The following is a 25,098-nucleotide window of genomic DNA, read 5'->3' as shown; positions in this document are numbered from 1 at the left end:
AACACGAATTCAGAATATTGTGTTACATTGAATTTGCAGTGAAAATACAGGAGGGGTTCGATGAAGTGGAAGCACGCAATGGCTACATTTGTTTTAGGTACGAGCATGGTGACTGGCGGAACCATCGCTCATGCAGAAGTCGGCAATAACGGTTTGGAGAAAGTGGAAAATCCTGTTTTTAAGAAAGAGCATGTACAAGGAAAAAAGGTCAAGTCCGAAAAGGCAGTCAAAGAGTTCTTCAAGGAAAACGAGAAACTCTTCCAACTGAAACCAAACAGCGATTTGAAACTATTGAAAACAGAAACAGATGACCTTGGTATGAAACACTATACATATCAACGAGTGATTGGTCAGGTTCCTGTAGCGAATGCCAAGGTTGTCGTACATACAGACAAAGATGGCAAAGTCACGGCCGTGAATGGGGAATTCCATGAAGACGCACCAAAGAAAATTAAACAAACCAAAGAGATCAAAAAGAAAGATGCTTTGAATCTAGCATGGAATGAAATTGACGTTGACCGTGCCGAAGCGGATCATATCCAAAAGAGTTTGAAAGGAGAAGACTTTCAAACCTTGACAGAGCATTCAAATCTCGTCGTTCTCTATGAAGACGATACGTATACACTCGCTTATCACGTAGAACTCCAGTTTTCCAAACCCTACCCTGCCAATTGGCAGATTTATATCAACGCTGAAAATGGAGAAGTCTTAAAATCTATGAACCAAGTTCATGAAGCGACAGGTACAGGAACGGGCGTGTCAGGGGATACGAAATCTCTCAACACCTATTTCTATAACAATACCTACTATCTATTTGATACGACGAAACCGATGAACGGGGTCATTGAAACTTTCGATAACTATGGCGGCCAGTTCAGCAGCCTGCCAGGCTATTATGTCACAGACTCCGGGAATACTTTCTACAGCGAACGCCAAAAGGCAGCCGTTGATGCTCACTATTATGCTGGAGAGGTTTTTGATTACTACTACGACAAGTTTGGCCGTGTGAGCTATGACAACCAGGGTGCTGATGTTCGGTCGACCGTTCACTACGGCAACAACTACAACAATGCGGCTTGGACAGGAAATCAGATGATTTATGGGGACGGCGATGGTTCCACGTTCACTTACTTGTCAGGAGCCGATGATATCGTGGCTCACGAATTGACCCATGCCGTGACAGATACAACGGCAGAGCTTGTTTATGAAAACCAGTCCGGTGCGTTGAACGAGTCCTTCTCTGACGTCTTTGGATATTTCGTAGATTCAGAGGATTGGCTGATGGGTGAAGATGTGTACACACCAGCTCAACCAGGAGATGCCCTGCGGTCTCTGTCCAACCCGAACGCATACAATCAACCTGATCATATGAACGAATACCAGAACCTGCCGAATACAGAAGCTGGCGACTGGGGCGGGGTGCACATCAACAGTGGCATCCCGAACAAAGCCGCTTATTATATCATCAACAGCTTAGGCATCTCACAATCTGAGCAGATTTACTATCGTGCGTTGACGGTTTATTTGACACCAAACAGCAACTTTACGAATGCTAGACAAGCATTGGAACAATCCGCACAGGACCTTTATGGGACGTCCGCTGCGAACGCCGTATCTCAAGCGTGGGATAATGTAGGAGTCTATTAAAAAAAGAAGAGAGTACTCACAGCCAAGCGTCTAAGGGAAACCTTAGACGCTTCTTTTTCCTTGTTAAGAAGATAACGGATCCTTTTCGAATGGTGAGATGCCGGGAAGTTTCATAGAGTAAGAAATACAGATCGGTTAAGCATAAGCGACAATCATGAGGATGAAACTTACGAGCGTATAAACAACAGCCCCGAAAAAAACGCCGCCTAGATTGGTTTTCAGTTTTTCTTCTTCCTGCCGTTGATAGCTGGATAAAGCGGCGGCAAAATTAACTCCTTTTGAAAAAACTCCTCCCGTGCTATTAAAGATGAAAAGGATAACGGATAAACCAACACCAATAAAGAAACTCCATTCAAAATAAGAAAAAGGCACAAGAAGACTAGCGACCCCTACGACTAAAGCAATGACTAGTGCAGATCCAACAGTCTGCCAGAACAATCGTTTCATATAAAAAACCCCCTCCCCCACTTTACGCAGGAAAGGAAGCAATGTTTCATTTTTAAAGACATTCACCCCATCATTTGTACGGGAGTACACAATGACAAAGCATCTCCAGTACAACGATCCAGGTGAAAGATTTAATAATAAAAAGTCATATGAGGTTTCGCTTCTTTGTAATAGTCGATTCGATCTTTCCTTGTCCCTGTATGAAATTCAAACTTATGGCCATCTGGATCTGTGAAATAAACAGAACGTTGATCTCTCTCGTCACGCTCCCGCCCAGGAAGGATGTTCACCCCCAAGGCGACCAATTCTTCATAAGCGTCTTCAAAGTCACTTTCGTTTATCGTGAAGGCGGTATGCGTATAGGATGCTGAAATCTCATTTCTTGGAATATCTTTTTCTTCATTTAATGCAAGCCACATCCCCTGAAGATCAAAGTAGGCCGTCGTCTTTCCTTTAACTAACAAATCGGCACCAAAAACTTTCTGATAAAACGCGACGGATTTATCTAAGTCAGAGACCGAAAACAAAAGATGATTAAGGCCTTGAATATTCATGAGCATTCCTCCTTCCTCTTTTATGGCCACAATTGCACATGACAAATTCATTCAACATTCTGATGCCTCTTTCCAGGCTTTCATGAATGATCGAACTCTCATGGTGTACACGTTCGTCCTTTCATATGAGTCTCCACAGCAGTCGTTATTTTTCATCAAAGTTCCCTTTCCACAACATCTCTCATTGGCATACCGCCCTGTGCTCCAAATCCCGTGACAGAAAGGGAAGCGGCACGATTGGCAAATCGAAGGCTATCTTCAAGTTTCTTCCCTTCTGCCATCGCTGTTCCGAAGGCGGCATTGAACGTATCACCCGCTCCTGTTGTATCTACTGGTTTTACAGGGAAGGAAGGGACAAGCCTTTCTTCTTTTCCCTCAAAATAGCGGACACCCGCCGCCCCTTCTGTGACCAACAATTTGTTCGGATACTTCTTTAAAACTTCCGAAAGTTTTTCCCCTTTAAACAGGACAGCTGCCTCATGTTCATTTGGTGTTAGATAAGAGACCATATCCAAGACAGTGTGAGAAATGGGTCTGGCTGGGGCCGGATTCAGCAAAAGCGGTACCCCGACCGTATGACACATCTCCGCTGTTGCAACCACCGTTTCCTCCGGCACTTCCTGTTGGATCATAACAAGATCGCAGGATTTGATTAAAGCGCGGGCTTTCTCTACAAACGACGGGGTTACGAAATCGTTCGCTCCTTTAACAACGACGATACTGTTATCTCCTTCCGCCAAAACGATATGGGCCGTTCCGCTTCGCTCGTTAGGAATTTCTTGTACAAAGTCGGTATGGACGCCGTTCGCTTTGAAGTTATCGATGATCTCACTCCCATAATCATCCGCTCCCACGCACCCGACCATGTACACTTCTGCACCCAGTCTGGCAGCTGCGACAGCTTGATTCGCACCTTTTCCGCCTGGGACCGTTTCAAAAGATTCGCCAAGTACGGTCTCTCCAGCTTGGGGACGCTTCTTGGATGTAACAACTAAATCCATGGAAGAACTACCAATTACAGCAATTTTCGGTTTGGTCATAAGACTACCTTCCTTTCTTGTTTGCTTCTGTTTGTAGATCGATTCTATTATCTATCCGCTTTTAGTTTAACAGGTCTCGTCCCTCCGTCGCCCTACATAAAAGTTCCAAAAGTGATAGGATGAAACTCAAAGACTATGAAAAAGGAGCGTGGATACATGCCACAGGCCATCATTTTTGACATGGACGGAACCTTATTCCAAACAGAAAAGATACTTGATATCGCACTGAAAGAAACGTTTGATTATCTGAGAGAATTGGATGCATGGAATGGGGAAACACCACTTCAGAAGTACAAAGAAATTATGGGCGTTCCTCTTCCAACCGTATGGAAAACCCTGCTCCCCCATCACTCGGAAGCGACCAGACAACAAGCGGACAGGTACTTTTTAGAGAAGCTCATCCAAAACATCCGAAAGGGAAATGGGGCCCTTTACCCTCATGTGGAAGAAGTTCTCGCCTCTTTGAATGAACAAGGACATTCTTTGTTCATTGCCAGCAACGGCTTGATGGATTACCTGAAGGCCATCGTCGAACACTATCGTCTGGACCGATGGGTGACGGAAACATTCAGTATCGAGCAGATCGATTCACTGGATAAAGCCGATTTAGTGGCATCCATTCGAGAAAAGTACCAAATCAATCAAGGAACTGTGGTCGGCGACCGCTTATCTGATATTCGTGCCGCTAAGAAGAATGGATGGGGTTCTGTAGGGTGCCGCTTCTATTTTGCCCAGGAAGAAGAGCTCGCCCAAGCAGATGGCGTCATCGATGATTTCCTTGCCTTACATACGGTCCTACCTGAATTACAAAAAGAAAGCCTATAAGAAACGAAAAATCAGCTTCCCACCTAGGAGCTGATTTTTTAGGGTTGAATGTTTGTAAATAAACCTTTCAAGTATTCAAGATGGTCCTGCGTTCTCGTGTAGAGGTACATGTCCCGGGAGAAGGGATGGTTTTGAATCGGTAAAAACACGACACCCCGGTATTCCACTTGCCGCACCATCATCTCTGGAAGATATGCGATTCCCATACCAAGCGATACTAAGCCAGCCATCGAGTGGTGCTGAGTCTCAATAACTTCACCCTCGAAGGCGTGATCACGCATAGCGGTACGCACTTTTTCAGAAAGAGGCCCCTCTGACGGGATGATCTGCGCTTCCTGCAGGCATTCCTCAAGCGTCACCTCATTTTTTTCTGTGAGGGGAGAGGAAACAGGCAGTGCAGCTACAAATCTGTCTGTAAAAAGATAGCTGGAACATAGACTTTCATACAAAGGCGTGTCCTGAATGATGGCAGCGTCAATCCTCCCTTCCTCAAGAAACGGGAGCAAGTCTTTACTATCGTCTTTGATGACGGTCACGTGAAGGTTTGCTCTAGTGAGTGCAGCGAAATAGTTGGGCAGGTAATAAGAAGTAAGAAAAGGCGTGGAGCCGAAACGGATTTTCTCTTCTTGGGATTGGTAATGTGTCACCGTTTGCTGGATTCGTTCAAATAATGGCGACAGCTCCTCATACATCCCTTTTCCTTCCGCCGTCAATTCCACCCCATACGACGACCTGTTGAAAAGAGAGAAACCCAGTTCCTCTTCCAACCTTCTCATCTGTTTACTGAGTGCTGGCTGTGATATATAAAGGGCTTCCGCTGCTTTCGTAAAACTGCGCTGTTTGGCTACCTCCATGAAGGCGTTTAGTTTTTGGAGCAATCTGCCTCCCCCTCTCCTTCGTCCTTTCGTTCCTGTTCCCATTATAACCTGAGGTTATGAGGGTATGACAAATCAATCATTCCTTTGTTCCTCTACGAGGCTTTATCCTATAAATCAGAAGGAAAAAACGAGGAGGTTGAACGTGAGAACGTATCTATTATTAGGAGTTTCCGTGTCGTTCGAAGTCGTCGGGGCGACATTCATGAAATATTCCGATGGCTTTTCGAACACCATGGCAAGTCTAATGGTCATGGGCTGCTATGCCTTGGCTGTCACCTTATATATCATCATTACAAGAGAAAATGAGATTGGGTTGATTAATGCTTTATGGTCGGGCGGAGGGACATTGCTCGTTACCCTTTTAGGTGTCTTTCTCTTTAATGAATCGGTCACCATTTCAAAAGGGATCGGATTAACCATCATGATTACAGGAATGATTGGATTGACGTTACCAACAAAAGAAAGGCGTGCATAACCATGGGTTATTTAATCTTATCCTTAGTTCTCGCAACCTTCGGGAACATTTGCGTCAAATTATCATCCGGATTTCAGCGACTGCTTCCGAGTATAGCTTCGTTTGTTTTCATTGGCGCGTGTTTGTATTTTCTTACACTCAGTGTTCAAACGATCGAAGTCGGCATCGCTTATGCCATCTGGTCAGGGGTCTCAATTGCGGCCACGACCTTATTCGGCATCCTCCTCTTCGAAGAAAGAGCGAGCAGAAGGAAATTTGTCTTTATCTCCTTTATTATCCTGGGGGTAGTGATTCTTCAATAAGGAGAGAGCGCAGGTATTTGGAAGCCTCTCTCCTTTTTCGCAATGATATGTTTTTAAATACAGAGGTGGTCACTCGTAGACCTTGCCCTACTTACAAATGAAGTTCAAGCCAGGCTAGAAGATCCGATCAGCCGATGAAGGTAGTTTTCGCACCTGCTTCAAATAAGCCGTCATGTTCTCATCCTCTTCCTTTTTATACGTAAAAGAGAATTCATCCGCTACATGGCAAGACAGCGTACGGAACAAATCACCGGCCACAAACAAGGAGTCCCAGATCTGTTCAGCGCATCCATTCGCATATGTTGCTTCATACAGGGTCCAAATATCTTCCGGCAGTAGCATTTTAAAATAATTCCCCACTTTCCCCGTTGACACTTGAAAACCTGTCTGCGTACCAATCCACCAGGACACCATCTGATCCAAATCCCTGCGGATGATACATTCCAACATAAACTGCGCATAGGGCATTTCATCCCGCCACAAACTCTTCGCCACGTTCTGCTGGCACCACCAGAAGTTATTGCAGCGAGCCAGGTAGGCCTCTTCCGTCGGTTTTTGAACATGGTAATCCTCATCTGTCGCGTCAGGAATGTCAGGGAGACAGCCATCCTTATCCAATAAAGGAACCGTCAGCTTATCCTCTCCATAGTGTTCCTGCATATGGGGGATGGTTTCAATATGTAAATCAATCCGGTTGCCGTCAGTGAAAAGCATCAAATAGCCATATAAATCAGCAAATAACCCATCATTCCCTTGATCATTTTTGTCCGGTTCCTGCATCATCAGCCTCTCACCGAACACATCGACCCACGTCTCCTCTTTCAAAAAGGAAGCCGCTTCCGTCACTACGTAGACGATGTCGTAGTCCTGGAAAAGGTCTTTTTCCAATGTAGGGTTCGTTCTTGAACCGTTCATGTATACAGCCCGGATCCTTTCATCCTTTTCAGCCACGGACAAAATCAAGTCCATCATTTCTTTTTCGGTTCTCACCTTTTCACTCCTCCCCACCTGAGATCACTCTCTTTCAACCATCGTTTCCATTTTATCACAAGCGTTTCATAGATTATGCTTTCCCTTGTACTCCTTATTGACAGTATAAATATAAAAAAAAGAAGAAGGCCCCAAAGGACCTGCTTCAATAAAACGATCATTAAGGATTCATTGTAGCCGTTGAAGGTTGTGCAACAGCTTTTACCGCTTGATAGGCATCCATATACCCTGCACCGACTTCATGATAAGCATAACTAGGCATCTCATCCGCCGTATCCTCTAATGCTGCAAGTGCCTCTCTAGGAGAGAGATCTGGTGAAGCTTCTCTCATCAGAGCGAGTACACCTGATACATGAGGGGTTGCCATACTTGTCCCACTAGAAGTGGTGTAAAATAATAGATTTTCAGGTTCGATGTACTGAATGTCTGTCGTAAAACCAAGCGTATTCAAAATCAACCCTGTAGAAGATTTCGTTGCTACAATATCTACACCTGGTGCTGTTATGTCAGGGTGAAGAAGATCATCACCGGCTACGCCTCTCGATGAAAAATCAGCCAATTGATAGTCTTTTGTGCCCGCAGCTACTGCAATGACCCATGGGGCGGCAGAGTACGGGTTCAACGTATTATCGTCCGGTCCTTCATTCCCTGCAGCAAACGTCACGATCATCCCGTTGTCGTGAGCCACTTTTGTCGCGACGTTAATTGGATCATCTGCTGAATATTCGCCGGTCGTTCCCCAGCTATTGCTGATCACATCAATGCCGTATTCTTCCTGATGTTCAATGACGTAGTTCAATCCTTCCAAAGCCCAAAGGATATTGATGCCTTCTCCTGTACCGATGCCGACAAGTTTAGCGTCCGGAGCTACACCCGTGTACAATCCGTCACTCGCTTCACCAAGTCCGGCAATCGTTCCGGCTACATGAGTCCCGTGTCCAGAAGAAGTGTCTGTATTCAATACGTTTTCCAAGTACAGACCTTCATCACCGAAAAGACCCCCACCTACAAGCATCTTTACGTTCTGAATCACTTTTGATCCATATGGCAGGTCCGGGTGAGTTGCGTCAATCCCACTGTCGATGACTGCAACCGTCGTCCCTTTACCTGTGTAACCAAGATCTTTCCAAACCGATTCTGCACCGATCAGTTTGCGGCTATCCTTCATTTTGTATTCCAGATTCTTATTTTCATAGATCGAGAGAGCTTCTGTCGGACTACTCAAAAGATTCTCCAATTGAAGCGCCGTCCCTCTTACGCCGACAATAGGCAGCTCACTATATTCCTTTGTCGTCAGTCCGAGATTATTCAACAATTCCAATTCTTGAGCGTCCGGCTCTTCTTCATAAGTCACGACCGCTTCTAATAATACCGTGTCTTTGACCTTACTCAACGTATTTCTGAGCAGGTCATCCACCTTCACTCCATTTTCCTGGGCTGAAACAGACCCTGATGTCACCATTACGAACAATACAACGATTACACTTAAGAAGTATCGCATCGCGTTCCCTCCTTCAATCATTCGTCTCTATTCAAGTATATCGGTCATCATTCGCTTTTTGCATTGGGAATATTCAGTTAATTAGTGGGGTGTTAGTGGGGGTTTTTCTCCCCACCTTTCCCAACAGGAAAATAATGGACCTATCGTTGTGGATGACACTCTTTTTCACAATTTCTGCAAGTGATCAATCCAGGCATCCAATCGCCTCCGGTCTCCTGGACCTTCGAGCAGCTTGTCGTAGATCCGGTACGCTTCGACATCGTGGTCTTTCAGCCAGCTCAGTGACTTTTTCGGACCTAGGTACCAGCGTCCGATCATTTCGAAATAAATTTCTAGACTTTCTTTCACGAGCCAATGGAAGCGGTAGCGTCCTTCCATATCTGTTTTTCTCGACCTGATTTTCATTTTTGTCAGCCAATCTTTCAAAAACTGCTTCTCTTTCGGCTTCAATAACGAAGGTCCTTCTTGGAAGATGGAATCAATTTCAGTCATCCACGGCTGCGCCCGGTCTTGATCATCTACCAGCACATCCGCACGGTGAACTTTCAAGAAATGGGACGGATCCCTCATATCATCCGTTTTATGAACCCACACATCCAGAAGCTTGCCACTGAACGTTTCCACTTTGTTCTGTGTTTCCATCACATCCGAAAAACCGATCAGATCGACATCACTCTCATCCGTGAAATCACGGGATTGGTAGGAACCGTACAAAAATACGGTGTGACATTGATACGTTTCCCTCATATGTTTCGTTACTTTCTCTAAAAACAACTCACGATCCATCGTTCATTTCCCCTTTTTCTCTCTATTCATTATGAAATTCTCAATCGTACAAACGTTCTTTTTCCAACTTGAACCACCATGCCATCCGTCACTTTGACCATCTGGTTGGGATCCGTAAGTTTTCCCTGATTGATCCGTACGCCTCCATTGTTGATCATCCTTCTCACTTCGCCCTTGGAAGGCAGCAGGCCGAGATCCTTAACGAGATCGACGACGCGTACGTCATCTTCCCCTTCCCACATCACTTCGGGTATCTCATCAGGAATCGCTTTTTTCTGAAAAACAGTAGTGAAATGCTCTCGGCTTTCGCGTGCCGCATCTTTACCATGAAGCATGTCAACGAGTAAAGCGGCGAGGTCCATTTTGGCATCCCGCGGATGAAGCGCGCCTTCTTCAAGTCCCCGTTTTATTTTTTCCACTTCTCCAATGGACAAAGGGGACACGAGTTCAAAGTACTTTGGTATCAACGCATCAGGAATGGACATTGTTTTCCCAAAAATGTCCTGCGGCCGTTCGTCCACGCCAATGTAATTGCTTTTTGACTTCGACATCTTTTCCACACCATCAAGCCCTTCTATCAGCGGCATGAGCAAAACGACTTGCTTTTCCTTGCCGTAGTGCTCCTGAATCTTTCGGCCGAACAACACATTGAATTCCTGATCGGTCCCCCCGAGTTCAATGTCTGTATCCAAAGCGTACGAATCGTAGCCTTGCATGACCGGGTAGAAAAACTCATGAAGGTGGATCGGCTTATTCGCTTTGTACCGGTTATGAAAGTCATTGCGCTCCAGCATTCTCGCAACCGTCACGGTACTCGCGAGTTTCAATACTTCCGAAAACTCCAGCTTTGAAAGCCACTTTGAGTTGTAATGCAGCTCTACTTTCTCCATGTCGATCACTTTGCCAAACTGCTCAAAGTAGGTCTTCGCGTTCCGCTCCACTTCTTCATCTGTCAAAGCGGTTCTCGCGGTCGCCTTCCCTGTCGGATCCCCGATCTTCCCGGTAAAATCACCGATGATCAGCTGAATCGTGTGTCCGAATTCCTGGAACTGTTTTAACTTATTCAACACAACCGTATGACCAAGATGGACATCTGGCGCCGTTGGATCGAGCCCCAATTTCACCTTTAAAGGCTGATCATTTTTAATCGACTGGGCAATTTTATCTTTGAACTCTATTTCTGGAATGATGGAGGAGACACCATAAGATAGAACCTCCCACTGCTTTTCCAGTTCTCTTTTTTGTGCATCGTTCATCTTATAGACCTCCCATTTTTAGAATACAAAAAAGACACGCCCCTTCATGGGACGTGTCTTCTTCACGCGTTACCACCCAAGTTAAAGATGAATCAACTCATCCTCCACTCAAAAAGATAACGGATTTACCGTCTTCCACTACTCACCTGAGTTTTCGTAAAAGAAGCTCCAGAAGGTAATTCATGAAAAGATGTGTATCGACTCGCAGCAACCGTCGACTCTCTGACGACAGGGATCTCTTCACTACTGGGTTTCTGTCATTGCCGTAGGTATTAAAGTTAGGATTATGTTACGCGGAAAGGCAAAAGATGTCAACGTTTTTTTCTGAATCTTTTCTTTTAGGGCTTATTAGAAATACTTAAAACGTTTGGGCCGCGTCTTTCGCTCTTGCAATCGCATGTTCTCTGATTTCATCCGCCTGATCCGGATTTGCCGCATGTCCTTCGACAAAAATGCCTTCGAAGGAAGGAACGCCGAAGAACTGCATCACGATGTTCAAATACCGATGCCCCATTTCCATACCTGCCGCAGGTCCCTCTGAATAAATCCCCCCGCAAGCCTGGATGTGGAACGCTTTTTTATCTGTCAATAAACCGACTGGGCCTTGCTCGGTATAGTTAAAAGCTTTGCCCGCGACTGCCACCGAATCGATATAGGCTTTCATCACAGGAGGAAACAAGAAGTTCCACATCGGGGTGATGAAAACATATTTATCAGCCGAGACAAATTGATCGCACAGCTCTCCCAGGCGCTCGACTTTCCTTTTTTCCACCTCCGAAAGTTCCTCCCCCGACTGCAGTTTTCCCCACCCGTTGAAGATATCGGCATCGATGTGCGGAATCTCTTCCCGGTACAAGTCAACGTGAATGATTTCATCTCCTGCATTTACTTTTTTGTACGTGTCGATAAATGCTTTTCCCACACTCATGCTATAGGACGCCGTCTCGTCGTGGGGATGTGCTGTAATGTATAAAACCTTTGCCATACGTATCCTACCTTTCGATTAAAGATAGTTTAGTTTGGATTAAAACGGTCATTCTTACTAAAAAAAAGATCCACCCAAATCTGGGTGGATGCATAAGTATGGCGATTATTCCTGCTCCGCCTTACCATCAGAGAGGTAAGGATTTGCCGCTATGTTCATTCTTGCTTCATCTGTCAGCATAAACGCCTCGTTCGGTACTTCCTCTTTGTTAAAAGGAGAGCGCCCATCGTAATGAAAGGGTGTGTTTTCCATGTTTCCACCTCCTTTTTTTATAGTTTTCACTTAGGAAAAGCGAATATTCCAGCTATGTTCAAAGATGCTTTATGTATGTCTAACGGTCACGCTCTTTTCCAAACTTCTCTTCAAAATATGCGCCCCCATCCGGTTGTGTCGCATCGTAGTCCGTGAACCGATTTTCCATCCGATCTTCTTTACCCTTTCGCTTTTTTTTCACAATTTCCCTTCTTCTTCACTTAAAAATAAAAAAGGATGACACGAACACGTCTCATCCTTTTTTATCGTCTTGCGGATTCATCTATGAAGTTCCATTTTTATCCTGATTAGTTTTTCATCATGGAATGGAAAATGCGGTCGAACATCCGGTCAGGGACAACTTTTCTTAAGAACATATAAGGCTTCGCATATTTTCCGGCCGCATACCTTGTTTTTGGCTTTTTCGCTTCGATCGCTTTTTTCACTGTTTCTGCAATTACAGCTGGTGAAGAGGCGGATCCCGTCATTTTCTTCGTCATATTCACAAAAGACCTTGTCATGTCTTTGTATGCCGATGTACCAGACGTTTTCTGAAGATGATCCAACATGATGCCCGTCCACTCACTTTCAATGCTGCCCGGTTGGATGACAACGACATCAATCCCGAACGGGGCTACTTCCAAGCGCAGACAGTCCGAATACCCTTCAAGCGCGTGCTTTGTCGCATGATACCAAGCTCCCATCGGAGTGAAAATTCTTCCCCCCATGGACGAGTTGTTAATGATTTTCCCTGATTGCTGTTTTCTCATGTGTGGCAGCACGAGTTGAGTCAACCGGCTCAACCCAAACAAATTGACGTCGAATTGACGCCTGGCTTCTTCGATCGGCACGTCTTCCACTGCTCCGTAAGAGCCATAGCCCGCATTGTTGAAGAGCACATCTATCCTTCCCTGTTCCTGAATGATCCGGTTCACCCCATCCACCATGGACGTTTCGTCGGTTACATCCATGGAAAGAATATGGGCTCCGAGGGACTCGATCTCTTTCATCTTCTCCAGCCGTCTGGCCGCTCCATATACGATATAACCCTCTTTCAATAATAGTTTTGCCGTTTCCTTCCCCATTCCTGAAGATGCCCCTGTAATCAACACGACACCCTTGCTTGTCTTCGTCATCTTGCATTCCTCCCCATCTATACAAAGTTACACTTGTAACTAGATACACACTTGTGTCACTTCTGTAAGCAAATTATAATGAGAAGAGCATGAGAGGGTCAATAGTTTCTGACCAAGTGATACAGATGCAGGAAAGTGGGACATTTGTGAAACGACATGTGAAAGGAGAAGGAAAAGGATGAATGATAAAAGCACGAACCCGATTTCGATGAGGTCAAGAAAATGGATCATTGATGCTTTATTGCAATTGATGGAAGAAAAGCCCTACCACAAAATATCCATTAAAGAAATAACAGAGTCCGCAGATCTTGTCCGCAAGACGTTCTACCGTAATTTCCAGAGCAAGGAGGAAGTCCTCCAAGAATACATCACAGGACTGATGAAAGAAGTTGAAAAAGAATTCGAAGCGCTTGATGCTCTCACTCCTTATGCAATGGCTAAGCTGTATTTTGAATTTTGGCAGGAGCATATTGATTTTTTGAAACTCATTCAAAAGAATGACCTGTTTGTCATCCTGCTCAAACAGCTGGATGATTATTTACCATCTTTGAATGCAAGATACAAAGCCGACCTGATGAAGGGTTACGATGAAACCTTCCTTACCTACTATACAGCGTTCAACTCTGCCGGCATTTGGCATATGCTCGAAAAGTGGATTCGTCATGGAGCCGTAGAAACCCCTGAAGAAATGGCGACAATCTATTCAGATATTACCTTGAACAACCCACATTCAAAAAAGTGATGTCTTATAACTAGTGGAAGGAGACCGGAGAATGAGAAAGTGGATCAAAATTTTAGTGATTGGTTTCCTCGCTGTGATCAGTGTCAGTATCCTCATTTTTTACATTTGGACACAACAAACCTATGAACCATCAACAGAGATGAAACGTCTTGTGGAAGAAATCCAGCAACAAGACGGATGGATCGTGCATGAACCTGAAAGTACCGCAAAAACAGGAATCATTCTCTACCCCGGAGCAAAAGTCGAAGCAGAAGCCTACAGCTATCTGGCTCAACAACTGGCGAGCCGCGGATACTTCACAGGGGTTCCTACTATGACATTGAACTTACCCTTATTGAACAGGAACAAAGCGCAGGAAATGATCGACCGATACCCAGAAGTTGAACAATGGTATGTGGGAGGACATTCCCTCGGTGGGGTGGCTGCTGCCTCTTTTGTTCATAAGCACCCGGATGAAACAGAGGGATTGATTCTTTTCGCTTCCTATCCGAGTGAAGGTAGCAGTTTTGCAAATACCGATACCCCGATCTTATCGATTTATGCGGAGAAAGATGGATTAACAACAGAATCTAAAATCAAGGAAACGGAGCCATTGCTTTCAACGGAAACGACGCTTCATAATATTGAAGGAGGCAATCATGCCCAGTTCGGTATGTATGGTCCGCAAAAAGGGGATCGCCTGGCTGATATTCCAGCTAAAGAACAGCAAGAAATCATCGTACGTACAATCCATGAGTGGCTGTTGGATCAATCCTGACATAATAATGACCGGGGCTTTCAAATAAGTCCCGGTCTTTCCTAACCTCTTCCCACCCCTTTTTATCTGTTCCCATTAGAAATTTCAAAAAAATAATAAAAGATAAAATCGATAGGGCCAGCAACCCAATATGAGAAAAAACGGGTACAGGATAATCCCATATCATTTGTCCGATGACGGCGTAGAAAAAAAGAGTCAGGGTAAATATAAAGCACAAAACTTTCAAAGATCCACCTCCTGATTCACCTTAATGGATAGACGACTATCTATCCCCAACCCTTTTCGAAAAGGGTTAGAAAACCTATGTATTCTGTGTAGGAAAATGGGCTGGAGGATAAACGGAATGGATGCAACGTTCACCATACTAAAAAAGAGTATAAAAATAAGCCAGCAATAGTGCTGGCTTTATTTAGGTTTCGTTTACGATTAGTTAAACCCTCCGAATCCTCCATGGTTGCCTTGATTCCTGGAGTGTTGATGCACTCTCGACTTTTGGATCTCCGCTTTATCATAACGTTTTTCCACAGAATTTCGTTTTTGTTTATTCATTTCATCTCCGTAAAATTTGTTCCTGTTCCATCCGAAAGCATCACGTAACCATCCGAACAGCAACGGGAAAACCAATAATCCGACAAGACCGAGGAAAACCCACATATGCAAATGCCTCCTTTTCGTCTTATTACATGTACGTAAGAACATCCAGAAACGTTTCAAAACATTCCTTTTCTTCAAGAATAAGACAATCATATATGTTTTTTTCCTGTGGATTATCGATCCTTCCAAAAGGCTTCAACCTATGTATCTTTCGGATTGAGGACTGCAAGCGCGCCCTTTTTTTGTCCTTTCACCGTATAAAAATCATCCGCTCGCCCCATGGAATAGTGTTCAAAGAAAGCACTTCCGCTGCATCTCGATTTTCTAATGCTCTAATGTAGATCGATGAACCGATCACATGCCTTCTCCTCCCCCTGGCCCTCCGCGAAAGCCTTTTTCACGGGCAACGGCACGCTCTACCTCTTTTTCCTGCTCAGTCTTTCGAATGGGCGGCTGCCCTTTACGTTTTTCACTCTTTCTCCTGTCCATGTAAATGATAAAACCAATGAATAGAACAAGGAATACTCCCCATAAAAAATTTGCAAGCATCGTCCCTCTCCTTTCCTTGTATTAATTATTTCAAATCCCATCCACCCCTTCAATGAAAAGCCGCCACCTTGAAGGTGACGGTTGAGTCATTGGATGTTTTTCTTATCTTCACTAAAGACATGGACCTCGTACTCGTCATTCCTAATGGGAGCTGTCTTTTCTCCCGTTTGAATAAACAAATCGATTTCATCTCTGATTGCTTCCGCGATTTGCTTTGAACTGCCATCAGAACGATCCAGCGAAGTTTTAATTTTGATTTGCAGCGGATATGGATGGAAGGAATATGAAAATCCTGTAACCGGGTATTGGTCCGACTCCATCATTGCCTGGGCAATATGATGAATAGCTCCTGTTTCTCCCCAACGAATTTCCTGTGCTCTTGCTTTATTTTCTACTTGTCTGATATCAAGCTCTGGATTTTCGTTGTATTCTTGACCTTCTTCCAACAAAATGTTTTCGAGGAGGCTCAATCGTGTTTCCGTTTCTGAGACGATGACATGGATATATACTCCTTGTGTCGGGTTCATCTGGACTTGAACAGGGAACATCAGTTCAAAATTCTCCTCTTTCAATCGATCCGTTACCTTTTCTTCAAGGTCTTTCGAATCTTGTTGGAGCTGTTGCATTTCCTCTTCGGTCACATCCGACTGGTGGACTCTTTCTTCAAATGGCTCTACAGAGACAGCATACTCATGAAAGTTTTTTTCTTTCAAAAGCTCTTCAACAATAATACGGACCTCATCTTTTCCGTTATCCATGTCAATCAACTCAACGATGACTTCTTTGTCTTCATGACTCACCTGCATATTTCCGATCTGATATCCTTCGTCTTGAATGGATCGATACGCTTCATCAAAAAACACTTCCATTCGTTCCATCCTGTCTTCTTCCTTCTCGATAAACTGGCTGATATATGGAATTTTAGCAACCACAGGCTCCATGGCTGGGGTAAACAATAACCCAACAAACAAAAGAACCACGACAGCTGCTGCCATCCAGAGACGACCAAATGTTTTTTCCGGCTTGTTCGGTCTTTGCAAGCGATCGAATACTTGATTCTGATGCTTCTCTTTGAACTTCATCCCTTTGACTTTTTCTGGATAATTCCAACGGTTACTCAAATACCTCTCCTCCTTTCAACATTCTCTTCAAACTGTTCCTTGCCCTATGAAGCCTCGTTTTAACGGTATTCTCGTTTACACCTAACAGTTCAGCGATTTCCTCAACCCTTAATTCCTCGTAATAAAAAAAGATGATGACTTCTCTCAACTTCACGGAAAGCTTCAGCACTTTTCGAAAAAGAACGTCATTCTCTTCGTCTTTTACTATTTGTTCACTGACACTAGGTGTTTCCTTTCCTTTTTCCATCTTCAACGGTTCAAATGGAATCAAGTTACGAAACGACCAGCTTCTCACGTGGTCTTTGCAGTGATTGACTGTTATGCGATACACCCATGTTTTGTAGCTCGAGCGATGTTCAAATGTATGTAAATGTTGATAACAGCGGATGAAGACCTCCTGAGCCAGATCCTCTGCTAATTGTTGGTCCTTTACATAGGTAAAAGCGATCCTGACAACCATATCTCCATAAGTGTCCATCAAGTCGGCTAAAATTTCTTTCTGTGTCTTCTGTTTCATTTGTTCATCATTCATATACGTTCTCCCCCCTTTTCATTCTCTTTGACGAAATCATCCTTTTTTAGGTTCCATAAAATTTTAATGTGCTTGTCCGAAGGCTGTTCTTTTTACAATGATGAGGAAATTTCTTACGATAAATGTCATAAGGAGTGATAAGGATGAAAGAACAAGCGTGGTCAAGAGAAGAGATCCCTTCGTTAAAGGGGAAAACGGTGATCGTTACAGGCGGGAACAGCGGATTAGGGTACGAATCAGTCAAAGTTCTTTCCAAACGAGGAGCCACTGTCATTCTTGGCTCAAGATCGATGGAGCGGGGGCAGGAAGCCTATTTATCCATTCAAAAGGAAAACCCGAATGCAGATATTGATGTCATGAGTCTCGACTTAGGGGATTTGCAGTCAGTCAAGGAATTCGCGGAGGCCTTTAAGGAGAAATATGACCGTCTTGATCTTTTGCTGAATAATGCTGGCGTCATGACGACCCCTTATGGGAAGACGAATGATGGCTTTGAACAGCAGCTTGGCATCAATCACCTCGGGCATTTCGCCCTGACCGGCCACTTATTCGACACGTTGAAGCAGACTCCAAAGGCTAGAGTTGTCAATATATCAAGCAACGCACACAAGTCCGGTGTCATGAATTTTGATAACCTCATGTTTGAAGAGGGTAAAGGATACACTCCGATGAAGGCCTATGCGCAGTCCAAGCTCGCCAATTTGTTGTTCACCCAAGAACTGCAAAGGAAAGTGGAAAAGAGCGGTTTAGATCTAACCGTCACCGCCGCTCATCCCGGAATCGCAAGCACCAATCTTGTGAGGCACATTGAAGATAAAGTCCTTTTCAAAATCCTGGGCCGACTGCTGGCACCATTGACACAAAACGCTTCAGAGGGCGCGTTGCCTGGTTTAAGAGCAGCGACAGACGCGGCTGTCCAGGGAGGAGAATATTTCGGACCAGGGGGCAGATGGGAGATGAAAGGAAGTCCTGTCGCCGTTTCTCCCATTACGAAAGCGTACGACGTCCTGGACGCCGATCAATTATGGAAAGTATCAGAAAAACTCACCGGTGTCACCTACTCTTTCCAATAGAAGAATTCTTGGTACACAGCTGAAGGTCCAATCCTTCAGCTTTTTCTTCGTCAGAAGTACGATTTAGTGTTGAACACGCTTCCTTTATTTGGAATAATAAGGATATAAAAGAAAGGGCGAGGGGGAGACAAATGTCCAAAAGAAAGGTTTGGGGAGTTGCATTCTGTATCAGTCTCTTATCCATGCTTGCCATCTACGGGTTGGCGATGGACTTCGAGTTTTTGAAATATGAAGTGAATGATAAAAATCAATTGGTCATGTACGAAGGCCTGAATGGTCCGAACCCGATTATCAACTCTGATGTAAGTGAAGAACAGCAAAGTCTATCCGTTTTAAGTTCTTATATGAGCCAATTCAACCGTTGGTTTCTTGCAGGAATCCTGATTGCCCCGTTTTTCATCGCTTCTTATTACCTGCTGTTCAGTGAAAAATGGATGGGAACACACCCAAAGAAAAAGAAGTACCTCTCGTTGGCATTGTCCGCTAACGGAGTTGTCATGATCATAGCAGTGTTTGTATGGCTTCATTACATCGAACAAGTAAACGAAGCTTTTCATAACGTTTTATTTTAACTTCCACTTCTTTATTTAACATCATGGAGGCCGTCCCCCAAAAAAGAAGGGAATGCCTTTGTAAAAGGCTCCCCCTTCTTCTGATCAACCCGTCAAGATATCTTCTTCCGGATGTTTGATAAGGTCCGGAGACTGATTGGCAAAAGCGAATGCGAAGGTCAACGGTCCCAATTTACCAATCAGCATCGTGCCTATGATCATCACCTTACCTACTAAACTCAGATCCCCTGTCAGCCCCATAGAAAGCCCGACGGTCCCAAAGGCTGAAACACCCTCAAACAGGATCATCAAAAAAGGTGCGTCTTCCGTTAAATTCAAGATGAATGTCGTAAAAATGACGACACACATCCCAGCAATGGTCAGAGCCAAAGCTTTGTGAATGATATGATTGGAAAGACTTCGATGGTAAATCGACGTATGCTGACGGTTTTGAAAAAAAGAAAACGTAGCTAGTAAAATGGCTAAAGCCGTGGTTAATTTAATACCCCCGGCGGTTGATGCACTTCCTCCCCCAATGAACATCAATGTGATCATAAAGAACAAAGTAGACTCTTCCATCTGTCCGATATCCAACGTGTTAAACCCAGCCGTTCGCGGCGTCACCGCCTGGAAATAAGAGGCTTGGATCTTTCCTAATGTAGAATAATCCGCAATCGTTGCTGGATTATTGAACTCTAACAAGAGGATCACTAAGAAACTGGCGGTGTTCAAGACAAGAGTACCTATAATCATTAACTTGGTTTGTAAGGCGAGACGGCTAAAAGCCTTCGTCTTCCACATATCAAAGACCACTGTAAACCCAATACCACCGATGATAAACAAGAAGGTGATCACTATGTTAACTACAGGGTCGATGACATATCCCGATAAGCTGTCTGACCAAATGGAAAAACCGGCATTGTTGAAGGCTGAAATCGAATGAAAGACACTTGCATAAATCCCTTGAAACCAACCATACTCAGGGACCCATCTTACCGATAAGAAGATGACGGCAATACTTTCGACAATCAAAGAAAAAATGAGTAAGCGTTTGGCGAGCTTCACCACTCCGCCGATGGCCGACTGATTCAGAGCCTGTTTGATGATCAGGCGGTGTTTTATTCCAATTTTCTTACCGATCGCAATATAAATAAAGACCGCAAAAGTCATAATCCCAAGTCCTCCGAGTTGAATAAGGACCATAATGATGACTTGTCCAAACAGTGTAAAAGCTGTCGCTGTATCAAGAACAATCAATCCCGTTACTGTCATAGCAGAAGTCGAAGTAAAAAGGGCATCAATAAAGCTTATCCCCTCTGTTGTTGCCATCGGAAGCATAAGCAATCCAGCCCCAACAAGGATTAAGGCGACAAACGTTACAATTAATATTTGAGGTGGAGTCCATGAATTACGTTTCATAATGTAACCGCCATTTCTTCTATAGGATGATACTTATTGTATAGCTGTCCTCCTCTTTTTCAAACATTTTTTTAAAACTTTACAATTCGCTTCTGCTCAGATGAGACTGATTTCTGTTCGAATACAAAGGAATGAAAGATGATTTTTTTCAAATCATTTAATGGGAGATAACGGGAGAATGGAAACAGAAATGCAGAAAAACCGCTGACCTTGCTAGAAGGAATATGACCTTAATCTTTTTTAAATCCAAAAGAACTCCCTATTTTACATAGGAAGTTCTCATGAATAGATGATGTTCGTTCACCCTAATACCGGAGTTTCACGTTTGTTCTTCACATCGTCAATGATTTGTTTATGCTCTTTAAATATGTAATCAGGAAGATCATCCAAATCGAAAAAACGGTTACTCAGAGACTCTTCATTCTCCTTAACCAATGCCCCTGTGTAGGACCTGCAGCTGAAACAAATTTCAACGATGGCGGCCTGGTCTCCATTCGGAAATTCTTTATGTTTATGAAGACCTGAATAGATTCCGAACAAACCCATTTCATTTAATTGCAAACCCGTTTCTTCATAAACTTCCCGCCGTGCAGTATCCTGAACCGATTCATCGAGCTCCATGAAACCGCCAGGTACTCCCCATGTGTTTGTGTCCTTACGCAGTTGCAGCAATAATTGGTTTTCTTCGTTAAAAACAAGCGCTCCTGCCACGACCATCAGCACCTTTTCATGACCGACCATGGAACGCAAATGGTGAATATAATCCATATCCTTCTCCTTTTCAAACCGATTCTTTTACATCCATTTTTCTCACATCAACCTTGTTCATTCGCCCAGATACGCGATAAATATTCGTGTTTAAGCGGAAATAATGACGGGCACCCGTATAGGTGGTGTACCAAAGATTTTTAATGATGAACCACTCTTTCGTTTCCTCATCCATCTTAATGGGATGGAAAGAGGATCCAAAACGCTCATCCTTCTTTTCAATGACCCCAAGTATGCCATCTTCATCGAGCCACAATGCTAATAAACCATGCATCTCTCCAACCCCCTTATTTATTTTTGCAGGAACAGTTAATGGCCCTTGTTTTTTACAACCACTTCAAGAGAATGGATCACAGCAACCGGATCACAAAAGATCCATTGTCTATCTGGTTCAACCAGAAGGAGGTAATTCTCGCTTCCATCATCTCCTGTGAAGTTCAAATATGCCCTGTTTATCGGCTGATTATCTCTGGAAGTTAAGTCGGCTACTGCAAAGTTTTGTCTGCATCGACTGCATACTCTACTGTTGTATTAGCCTTACTGATGTTTATGACCAACCTTGAATGAAAAATTGTTTTCTATTTGTTCATGTTCAGTAAAATCCTGACTCCTGCATGCAATGCAACGGAGGCAATCTCCAAATCGCTCACCATCCTTTTCTATAGATTAAGGATAACGATGAACTACAAAAAACACCTCAGGTAGTGGCATGATTCTATCTACGACTTAAGGTGGAGGAGATTTACTCGTAAAAAAGACAATCTCGCTATTAGCAATAGTTCTTCATTCTTTTCAGGAGAAATAAAGGCACCGTACCACTCATTACATAATCCCTAAAGATATATCCTCAAGCTTGGTATATTCATTCCGACCCGTTTCCTGATAAACTCTTACTTTATACACCTCAAACATTGGAAAAGGCCGCAATTCCTTATCAGCTACCTTCGCCATATCCACGAGCTCCTGTTTAGACAAGCCGTATGACGTTTTAGCAAGCGTCAAATGAGGGATGAAGTGACCCAGCTCAAAATATGTCTGCACTTGCTCCACAGTTGGAGCTGCAATTTGTACCATTTTTTCATGCACGGAATAGAGCATTTCCGATTGAACACTCAAGTAAAGGACATCTTCCCCAAAAAAAGCCGGTTCTCCTAAACGGACATGGAAGGGTTGTACATTCCTGCATGCGCTCCTCACTTGATCCAACCATTTTCGGTCTTGTGTCAAACCTCCCTGAGCCTTCAATGTAATATGGGGCTCAACAACGTCTGTAATTGTATTCCCCGTCCACATGTTTTGAAAGTGAATCACTTTTTCTTTAAAATCTTCCGGTGGTACAAGACCAATAAAATAGTGCATTCCCGCTCCCCTCCCGATTAGACTCATAAGTATGTCTTGCAACAAGATGAGATTGCCCAGAAGTTTCATCTACCCACAAGGAACATATAGAGCCTTATTTCTCTGCATCGATTCCTATTCAACCGCCTAATCCGCTCCCGTCCAACACCTTTTCAGATGATAGATTGGTCCATTCTTCTACTGACAACTCAGGGTGCTTTTCTATGAACCCTTCCATGATTTGATATCCAATCCGGTAGAGAGCTAAAGGCGGAATATCCTTTTCCGGGTATCCATAAAAAAAGTCTCCATGAACGACAGGGTCGGTGGAATCGGCATACTCGAGGAAAAGTTCTACGGTTTCTGCCTGATACCGACCTCGCAGAGGCTCGGTAAACGAACTTTCACCCTCAGGAAACACGAGATTCGCAAAATACTCTGCTTTCCCTTCGACGACAGCGCTTTCCTGTAATGTATAACGAGGTTCGTTCTTTTCATTATAGACGGTATGATGATATTCATGAGCAATCAGCCGCTTCAAGTCTACTTTAGAAATGTTACGACCGATTGTAATCAGTAAAAACTCCTCATTCCAAGTCACTCCGGATAGGTCATCCACCCGTCCCATACCGAACGTGTTGTCAGGATTCGTAGGGAAGACATGGATATCCTTATCCCCGCCAGGAAGAAGGTCCACAGATTCTCTTATGGCGGCTTGAATCGTCTCCAAAATCATCTGTTCTTCCTCTTCTAAATAATCCACGGTCTCCTTTAGAGATCGTTTATTTGATGGGGGGATGAAATGCCAATCCCCGGCACTGACGAGCGCATAGCCTTCCTCTTTTCCAAATGCCTGAATGCGAAAGGGTTCCAGCACATTTGCATGATACACATCATTCAAGTCTTCGGTATCCATTTCTTCTATGTAATTCTGATACTCTTTTTCATAGGTAACGATTTCGAAGGCCTGCCCTTGATAAGAGAATGATTTCAGGTCTTCCACTACGTCCACTTTTTCTTCAATGGAACACCCTGCAAGGAGAAACCCACAGATGACAGTCAATCCCGCCAAATGATCCATGATTTTTTTCAAGCTGAATCCCCACCTTTGTTCCCTTTTAACGGAGCAGACTTATTTTCAAATCACTCCAACCCGTCACGTTTATTCTATAAGTTTCAACCTCTTCCCATATTCCAGCAAACCTAGATAAGGATCTCCTTCAATCCCTAACTGTTTACAAAAAGCTGCTTCTGTTTTCATGCCCTTTTTCTTCAAAACGATTACTTTCTCTCTCAGCCCTGGAATGGTTCTCATTAACTCAGCTTCTATCTTCATATGTAAGTAAGCATGTTGTTCATGCACCGGCTGTGGTTGAGCAAAGACTTCAAACATGAATCCTTCAAAGAAGAAGTTCGCTTTCAGAACATCCCGCTCCCGAACGATTTTTCTTTTTATGCGAAACTCTTCCAAATGTCCGTAATCCTGAATCATACACTGCTCTAAGAAGAGAAGATCGTAAGCTTCCATAATGATATCCAAATCCGAATTCTCCACATCGATCCCTATAGGAATCGTGCCACAAAGGACAGGTTGAAAGGATGGATAGTTGTTTAGAATATCCAAACGTTTAATCGCGTGATAGGCTCTGCGCTGCTTTTCATTTCCGTTTTCCATCATTTTAAGAAGAATGTTCATGATACCCAGCCTCTCTATCCTACTTTCAAATCGCCCGAACTCGTCTCAGCCATGACACGAAACGCACCATCTGTTTTTGAGGCCCGCACTTCATTTTTCTTTTTCACTTCATAATCAAGGCCCGTCCAGTTGATCATGGCCTCTCCTGAATTTGATTGGTAAATGAGTGTACAAGAGGCCGGCTCTTCCTCAAAGAAAAGGCGGATATCCCCGCTGGAAGTAGAAGCACTGACATCCCCGAGCATTTTTTGTGATTGAAGACGAATCTCACCTGATGACGTACGGAAAACACCTGTCCCATAGGTGAACGCTTCCCCAAATAGTTCCCCACTGCTTGTATGGATCTCTGTGTTCCTGCTTTGTACCTTTCTTAGTAATACATCCCCACTGGATGTTTCAATCTGTAGATTTTCCTGCACCACATCGTTCATCGTCACATCACCGGAACTTGCGGTAAGCGTCGTATGGGTGGTGTTTAGCTCTTTGGCATCGATATCCCCGGAAGACGTACCTACCACGAGCGCCCCTATAGCCTCTTCCGGTACTTCTACTAATAGTTTCATATCCCTCTGCATTTGGATGCCGAAACGGGTATTTTCCTCCGTCACCTTTACAGTAAAGTTCTCCCCCTGATGATTACTGATAAGAGTAAAATGGTCTTTGTCTTTGTCATAAACCGTACCAGATAAAACGATGTTCCAATCCTCCCGCTCCGCTTTTCTCACTTCCACATCCACGGATGATGATTCCACATGAAGATTACGGATTTCTTCAGTAAACCGTTCCTGTTTATGTAGCTGGCAGGTCTTCCTCCCAATTGAACGCGGGTAGAGAAGCACCAACCCAACCATGGCAATGATTGCAATAAGTATAATTTCCATGAA

31 protein-coding genes, 2 pseudogenes and 1 other annotated feature are annotated in these 25,098 nt (G+C 44.0%); of the genes and pseudogenes, 8 read left to right on the top strand and 25 right to left on the bottom strand.

Annotated features, from left to right (window positions below):
- The first annotated feature begins 60 nt into the window (after positions 1 to 60).
- Complete coding sequence (locus tag ACXACN_RS02150; protein ID WP_474961947.1) at positions 61 to 1,647, top strand: M4 family metallopeptidase; 1,587 nt, start codon at positions 61 to 63, stop codon at positions 1,645 to 1,647.
- 135 nt (positions 1,648 to 1,782) lie between these two features.
- On the opposite strand, the gene ACXACN_RS02145 is transcribed toward ACXACN_RS02150, so the two are convergent.
- The 3 genes from ACXACN_RS02145 to rbsK form a co-directional block, all read right to left on the bottom strand.
- Positions 1,783 to 2,094 (bottom strand): hypothetical protein, encoded by a 312-nt coding sequence (locus ACXACN_RS02145; protein ID WP_474961945.1) that lies wholly within the window; start codon positions 2,092 to 2,094, stop codon positions 1,783 to 1,785.
- 131 nt (positions 2,095 to 2,225) lie between these two features.
- Positions 2,226 to 2,648, bottom strand: a complete 423-nt coding sequence (gene fosB, locus ACXACN_RS02140; RefSeq protein WP_474961943.1) for a metallothiol transferase FosB — start codon at positions 2,646 to 2,648, stop codon at positions 2,226 to 2,228.
- 155 nt (positions 2,649 to 2,803) lie between these two features.
- Positions 2,804 to 3,688: a ribokinase gene (gene rbsK / locus ACXACN_RS02135; protein WP_474961941.1), complete on the bottom strand. Its 885-nt coding sequence runs from the start codon at positions 3,686 to 3,688 to the stop codon at positions 2,804 to 2,806.
- A gap of 156 nt (positions 3,689 to 3,844) precedes the next feature.
- Here rbsK and ACXACN_RS02130 point away from each other — a divergent pair, with 156 nt between their 5' ends.
- On the top strand, positions 3,845 to 4,513 hold the full coding sequence (locus ACXACN_RS02130) for an HAD hydrolase-like protein (RefSeq protein WP_474961939.1): 669 nt from the start codon (positions 3,845 to 3,847) through the stop codon (positions 4,511 to 4,513).
- Positions 4,514 to 4,551: 38 nt separating this feature from the next.
- Here the strand turns inward: ACXACN_RS02130 and ACXACN_RS02125 are convergent, their stop codons facing one another.
- Positions 4,552 to 5,391 (bottom strand): LysR family transcriptional regulator, encoded by an 840-nt coding sequence (locus ACXACN_RS02125; RefSeq protein WP_474961937.1) that lies wholly within the window; start codon positions 5,389 to 5,391, stop codon positions 4,552 to 4,554.
- Between the two features lie 142 nt (positions 5,392 to 5,533).
- Here ACXACN_RS02125 and ACXACN_RS02120 point away from each other — a divergent pair, with 142 nt between their 5' ends.
- Positions 5,534 to 5,866: a DMT family transporter gene (locus ACXACN_RS02120; protein ID WP_474961935.1), complete on the top strand. Its 333-nt coding sequence runs from the start codon at positions 5,534 to 5,536 to the stop codon at positions 5,864 to 5,866.
- 2 nt (positions 5,867 to 5,868) lie between these two features.
- Positions 5,869 to 6,168, top strand: a complete 300-nt coding sequence (locus tag ACXACN_RS02115; RefSeq protein WP_474961933.1) for a DMT family transporter — start codon at positions 5,869 to 5,871, stop codon at positions 6,166 to 6,168.
- A gap of 114 nt (positions 6,169 to 6,282) precedes the next feature.
- On the opposite strand, the gene ACXACN_RS02110 is transcribed toward ACXACN_RS02115, so the two are convergent.
- The 8 genes from ACXACN_RS02110 to ACXACN_RS02075 form a co-directional block, all read right to left on the bottom strand.
- Positions 6,283 to 7,158, bottom strand: a complete 876-nt coding sequence (locus ACXACN_RS02110) for an aminoglycoside 6-adenylyltransferase (RefSeq protein WP_474961931.1) — start codon at positions 7,156 to 7,158, stop codon at positions 6,283 to 6,285.
- Positions 7,159 to 7,318: 160 nt separating this feature from the next.
- Positions 7,319 to 8,659, bottom strand: a complete 1,341-nt coding sequence (locus tag ACXACN_RS02105; protein WP_474961929.1) for a S8 family serine peptidase — start codon at positions 8,657 to 8,659, stop codon at positions 7,319 to 7,321.
- A gap of 165 nt (positions 8,660 to 8,824) precedes the next feature.
- Positions 8,825 to 9,445, bottom strand: a complete 621-nt coding sequence (locus tag ACXACN_RS02100; RefSeq protein ID WP_474961927.1) for a nucleotidyltransferase domain-containing protein — start codon at positions 9,443 to 9,445, stop codon at positions 8,825 to 8,827.
- Between the two features lie 29 nt (positions 9,446 to 9,474).
- Positions 9,475 to 10,701 carry a tyrosine--tRNA ligase gene (tyrS, locus tag ACXACN_RS02095; RefSeq protein ID WP_474961925.1) on the bottom strand — a complete coding sequence of 409 codons (1,227 nt, stop codon included), beginning with the start codon at positions 10,699 to 10,701 and terminating at the stop codon, positions 9,475 to 9,477.
- Between the two features lie 44 nt (positions 10,702 to 10,745).
- Positions 10,746 to 10,971 (bottom strand) — a binding site (T-box leader).
- 88 nt (positions 10,972 to 11,059) lie between these two features.
- The gene (locus tag ACXACN_RS02090) at positions 11,060 to 11,686 is read right to left on the bottom strand and encodes an FMN-dependent NADH-azoreductase (protein ID WP_474961923.1); all 627 of its coding nucleotides are present in this window, start codon (positions 11,684 to 11,686) and stop codon (positions 11,060 to 11,062) included.
- A 105-nt stretch (positions 11,687 to 11,791) separates the two neighbouring features.
- Positions 11,792 to 11,938: a hypothetical protein gene (locus ACXACN_RS02085; protein ID WP_474961921.1), complete on the bottom strand. Its 147-nt coding sequence runs from the start codon at positions 11,936 to 11,938 to the stop codon at positions 11,792 to 11,794.
- A 79-nt stretch (positions 11,939 to 12,017) separates the two neighbouring features.
- Complete coding sequence (locus tag ACXACN_RS02080) at positions 12,018 to 12,140, bottom strand: hypothetical protein (protein WP_474961920.1); 123 nt, start codon at positions 12,138 to 12,140, stop codon at positions 12,018 to 12,020.
- Between the two features lie 106 nt (positions 12,141 to 12,246).
- Positions 12,247 to 13,074 carry an oxidoreductase gene (locus ACXACN_RS02075; RefSeq protein WP_474961918.1) on the bottom strand — a complete coding sequence of 276 codons (828 nt, stop codon included), beginning with the start codon at positions 13,072 to 13,074 and terminating at the stop codon, positions 12,247 to 12,249.
- Between the two features lie 178 nt (positions 13,075 to 13,252).
- On the opposite strand from ACXACN_RS02075, the gene ACXACN_RS02070 reads away from it, so the two are divergent.
- Both ACXACN_RS02070 and ACXACN_RS02065 read left to right on the top strand, forming a co-directional pair.
- Positions 13,253 to 13,816 (top strand): TetR/AcrR family transcriptional regulator, encoded by a 564-nt coding sequence (locus ACXACN_RS02070; RefSeq protein ID WP_474961916.1) that lies wholly within the window; start codon positions 13,253 to 13,255, stop codon positions 13,814 to 13,816.
- A 31-nt stretch (positions 13,817 to 13,847) separates the two neighbouring features.
- Positions 13,848 to 14,573, top strand: a complete 726-nt coding sequence (locus ACXACN_RS02065) for an alpha/beta hydrolase (RefSeq protein ID WP_474961914.1) — start codon at positions 13,848 to 13,850, stop codon at positions 14,571 to 14,573.
- A gap of 426 nt (positions 14,574 to 14,999) precedes the next feature.
- Here ACXACN_RS02065 and ACXACN_RS02060 read toward each other — a convergent pair whose 3' ends face one another.
- The 5 genes and pseudogenes from ACXACN_RS02060 to ACXACN_RS02040 form a co-directional block, all read right to left on the bottom strand.
- Positions 15,000 to 15,227 carry a hypothetical protein gene (locus ACXACN_RS02060; protein WP_474961912.1) on the bottom strand — a complete coding sequence of 76 codons (228 nt, stop codon included), beginning with the start codon at positions 15,225 to 15,227 and terminating at the stop codon, positions 15,000 to 15,002.
- A gap of 176 nt (positions 15,228 to 15,403) precedes the next feature.
- Positions 15,404 to 15,525 (bottom strand): annotated as a pseudogene (locus tag ACXACN_RS02055) (GNAT family N-acetyltransferase); the annotation flags it as partial.
- Entirely contained in the window at positions 15,522 to 15,716 is a 195-nt protein-coding gene (locus ACXACN_RS02050) for a hypothetical protein (protein ID WP_474961910.1), read from the bottom strand. The gene ACXACN_RS02050 and the pseudogene ACXACN_RS02055, both read right to left, overlap by 4 nt.
- An 86-nt stretch (positions 15,717 to 15,802) precedes the next feature.
- A complete protein-coding gene (locus ACXACN_RS02045) occupies positions 15,803 to 16,837 on the bottom strand; it encodes a hypothetical protein (RefSeq protein ID WP_474961908.1) in 1,035 nt (344 codons plus the stop codon).
- Entirely contained in the window at positions 16,830 to 17,369 is a 540-nt protein-coding gene (locus ACXACN_RS02040) for a sigma-70 family RNA polymerase sigma factor (protein WP_474961906.1), read from the bottom strand. The genes ACXACN_RS02045 and ACXACN_RS02040 overlap by 8 nt, the downstream gene beginning before the upstream one ends.
- A gap of 143 nt (positions 17,370 to 17,512) precedes the next feature.
- Here ACXACN_RS02040 and ACXACN_RS02035 point away from each other — a divergent pair, with 143 nt between their 5' ends.
- Positions 17,513 to 18,442 (top strand): oxidoreductase, encoded by a 930-nt coding sequence (locus ACXACN_RS02035; protein ID WP_474961904.1) that lies wholly within the window; start codon positions 17,513 to 17,515, stop codon positions 18,440 to 18,442.
- 131 nt (positions 18,443 to 18,573) lie between these two features.
- A complete protein-coding gene (locus ACXACN_RS02030; protein ID WP_474961902.1) occupies positions 18,574 to 19,014 on the top strand; it encodes a hypothetical protein in 441 nt (146 codons plus the stop codon).
- 84 nt (positions 19,015 to 19,098) lie between these two features.
- Here ACXACN_RS02030 and ACXACN_RS02025 read toward each other — a convergent pair whose 3' ends face one another.
- The 8 genes and pseudogenes from ACXACN_RS02025 to ACXACN_RS01990 form a co-directional block, all read right to left on the bottom strand.
- Positions 19,099 to 20,412, bottom strand: a complete 1,314-nt coding sequence (locus tag ACXACN_RS02025; protein WP_474961901.1) for a TrkH family potassium uptake protein — start codon at positions 20,410 to 20,412, stop codon at positions 19,099 to 19,101.
- 300 nt (positions 20,413 to 20,712) lie between these two features.
- Complete coding sequence (locus ACXACN_RS02020) at positions 20,713 to 21,180, bottom strand: NUDIX hydrolase (protein ID WP_474961899.1); 468 nt, start codon at positions 21,178 to 21,180, stop codon at positions 20,713 to 20,715.
- A gap of 13 nt (positions 21,181 to 21,193) precedes the next feature.
- Entirely contained in the window at positions 21,194 to 21,454 is a 261-nt protein-coding gene (locus ACXACN_RS02015) for a hypothetical protein (RefSeq protein WP_474961897.1), read from the bottom strand.
- 35 nt (positions 21,455 to 21,489) lie between these two features.
- A pseudogene (locus tag ACXACN_RS02010) lies at positions 21,490 to 21,672 on the bottom strand (hypothetical protein); the annotation flags it as partial.
- 330 nt (positions 21,673 to 22,002) lie between these two features.
- A complete protein-coding gene (locus ACXACN_RS02005) occupies positions 22,003 to 22,539 on the bottom strand; it encodes a 2'-5' RNA ligase family protein (protein WP_474961896.1) in 537 nt (178 codons plus the stop codon).
- Between the two features lie 118 nt (positions 22,540 to 22,657).
- Positions 22,658 to 23,611 carry a DUF2268 domain-containing putative Zn-dependent protease gene (locus ACXACN_RS02000; protein WP_474961894.1) on the bottom strand — a complete coding sequence of 318 codons (954 nt, stop codon included), beginning with the start codon at positions 23,609 to 23,611 and terminating at the stop codon, positions 22,658 to 22,660.
- Positions 23,612 to 23,680: 69 nt separating this feature from the next.
- Entirely contained in the window at positions 23,681 to 24,214 is a 534-nt protein-coding gene (locus tag ACXACN_RS01995; protein WP_474961892.1) for a DUF4269 domain-containing protein, read from the bottom strand.
- Positions 24,215 to 24,228: 14 nt separating this feature from the next.
- Positions 24,229 to 25,095, bottom strand: coding sequence for a DUF4097 family beta strand repeat-containing protein (locus ACXACN_RS01990; protein ID WP_474961891.1), 867 nt, complete (start codon positions 25,093 to 25,095; stop codon positions 24,229 to 24,231).
- Positions 25,096 to 25,098 lie beyond the last annotated feature (3 nt).

This window comes from Halobacillus sp. AWM4_238 (genome assembly GCF_056158265.1).
Note: the sequence above shows the minus strand (reverse complement) of the source record. Positions and strands in the feature narration are given on the sequence as shown.

Bases quoted from the DNA above. Each gene is read 5' to 3' on its own strand.
- ACXACN_RS02150 (WP_474961947.1), top strand. From the start codon at position 61: ATGAAGTGGAAGCACGCAATGGCTACATTTGTTTTAGGTACGAGCATG.
- ACXACN_RS02145 (WP_474961945.1), bottom strand. From the start codon at position 2,094: ATGAAACGATTGTTCTGGCAGACTGTTGGATCTGCACTAGTCATTGCT.
- fosB (WP_474961943.1), bottom strand. From the start codon at position 2,648: ATGAATATTCAAGGCCTTAATCATCTTTTGTTTTCGGTCTCTGACTTA.
- rbsK (WP_474961941.1), bottom strand. From the start codon at position 3,688: ATGACCAAACCGAAAATTGCTGTAATTGGTAGTTCTTCCATGGATTTA.
- ACXACN_RS02130 (WP_474961939.1), top strand. From the start codon at position 3,845: ATGCCACAGGCCATCATTTTTGACATGGACGGAACCTTATTCCAAACA.
- ACXACN_RS02115 (WP_474961933.1), top strand. From the start codon at position 5,869: ATGGGTTATTTAATCTTATCCTTAGTTCTCGCAACCTTCGGGAACATT.
- ACXACN_RS02105 (WP_474961929.1), bottom strand. From the start codon at position 8,659: ATGCGATACTTCTTAAGTGTAATCGTTGTATTGTTCGTAATGGTGACA.
- ACXACN_RS02100 (WP_474961927.1), bottom strand. From the start codon at position 9,445: ATGGATCGTGAGTTGTTTTTAGAGAAAGTAACGAAACATATGAGGGAA.
- tyrS (WP_474961925.1), bottom strand. From the start codon at position 10,701: ATGAACGATGCACAAAAAAGAGAACTGGAAAAGCAGTGGGAGGTTCTA.
- ACXACN_RS02090 (WP_474961923.1), bottom strand. From the start codon at position 11,686: ATGGCAAAGGTTTTATACATTACAGCACATCCCCACGACGAGACGGCG.
- ACXACN_RS02085 (WP_474961921.1), bottom strand. From the start codon at position 11,938: ATGGAAAACACACCCTTTCATTACGATGGGCGCTCTCCTTTTAACAAA.
- ACXACN_RS02075 (WP_474961918.1), bottom strand. From the start codon at position 13,074: ATGACGAAGACAAGCAAGGGTGTCGTGTTGATTACAGGGGCATCTTCA.
- ACXACN_RS02070 (WP_474961916.1), top strand. From the start codon at position 13,253: ATGAATGATAAAAGCACGAACCCGATTTCGATGAGGTCAAGAAAATGG.
- ACXACN_RS02065 (WP_474961914.1), top strand. From the start codon at position 13,848: ATGAGAAAGTGGATCAAAATTTTAGTGATTGGTTTCCTCGCTGTGATC.
- ACXACN_RS02060 (WP_474961912.1), bottom strand. From the start codon at position 15,227: ATGTGGGTTTTCCTCGGTCTTGTCGGATTATTGGTTTTCCCGTTGCTG.
- ACXACN_RS02050 (WP_474961910.1), bottom strand. From the start codon at position 15,716: ATGCTTGCAAATTTTTTATGGGGAGTATTCCTTGTTCTATTCATTGGT.
- ACXACN_RS02040 (WP_474961906.1), bottom strand. From the start codon at position 17,369: ATGAATGATGAACAAATGAAACAGAAGACACAGAAAGAAATTTTAGCC.
- ACXACN_RS02035 (WP_474961904.1), top strand. From the start codon at position 17,513: ATGAAAGAACAAGCGTGGTCAAGAGAAGAGATCCCTTCGTTAAAGGGG.
- ACXACN_RS02030 (WP_474961902.1), top strand. From the start codon at position 18,574: ATGTCCAAAAGAAAGGTTTGGGGAGTTGCATTCTGTATCAGTCTCTTA.
- ACXACN_RS02025 (WP_474961901.1), bottom strand. From the start codon at position 20,412: ATGAAACGTAATTCATGGACTCCACCTCAAATATTAATTGTAACGTTT.
- ACXACN_RS02020 (WP_474961899.1), bottom strand. From the start codon at position 21,180: ATGGATTATATTCACCATTTGCGTTCCATGGTCGGTCATGAAAAGGTG.
- ACXACN_RS02015 (WP_474961897.1), bottom strand. From the start codon at position 21,454: ATGCATGGTTTATTAGCATTGTGGCTCGATGAAGATGGCATACTTGGG.
- ACXACN_RS02005 (WP_474961896.1), bottom strand. From the start codon at position 22,539: ATGCACTATTTTATTGGTCTTGTACCACCGGAAGATTTTAAAGAAAAA.
- ACXACN_RS01995 (WP_474961892.1), bottom strand. From the start codon at position 24,214: ATGAACATTCTTCTTAAAATGATGGAAAACGGAAATGAAAAGCAGCGC.
- ACXACN_RS01990 (WP_474961891.1), bottom strand. From the start codon at position 25,095: ATGGAAATTATACTTATTGCAATCATTGCCATGGTTGGGTTGGTGCTT.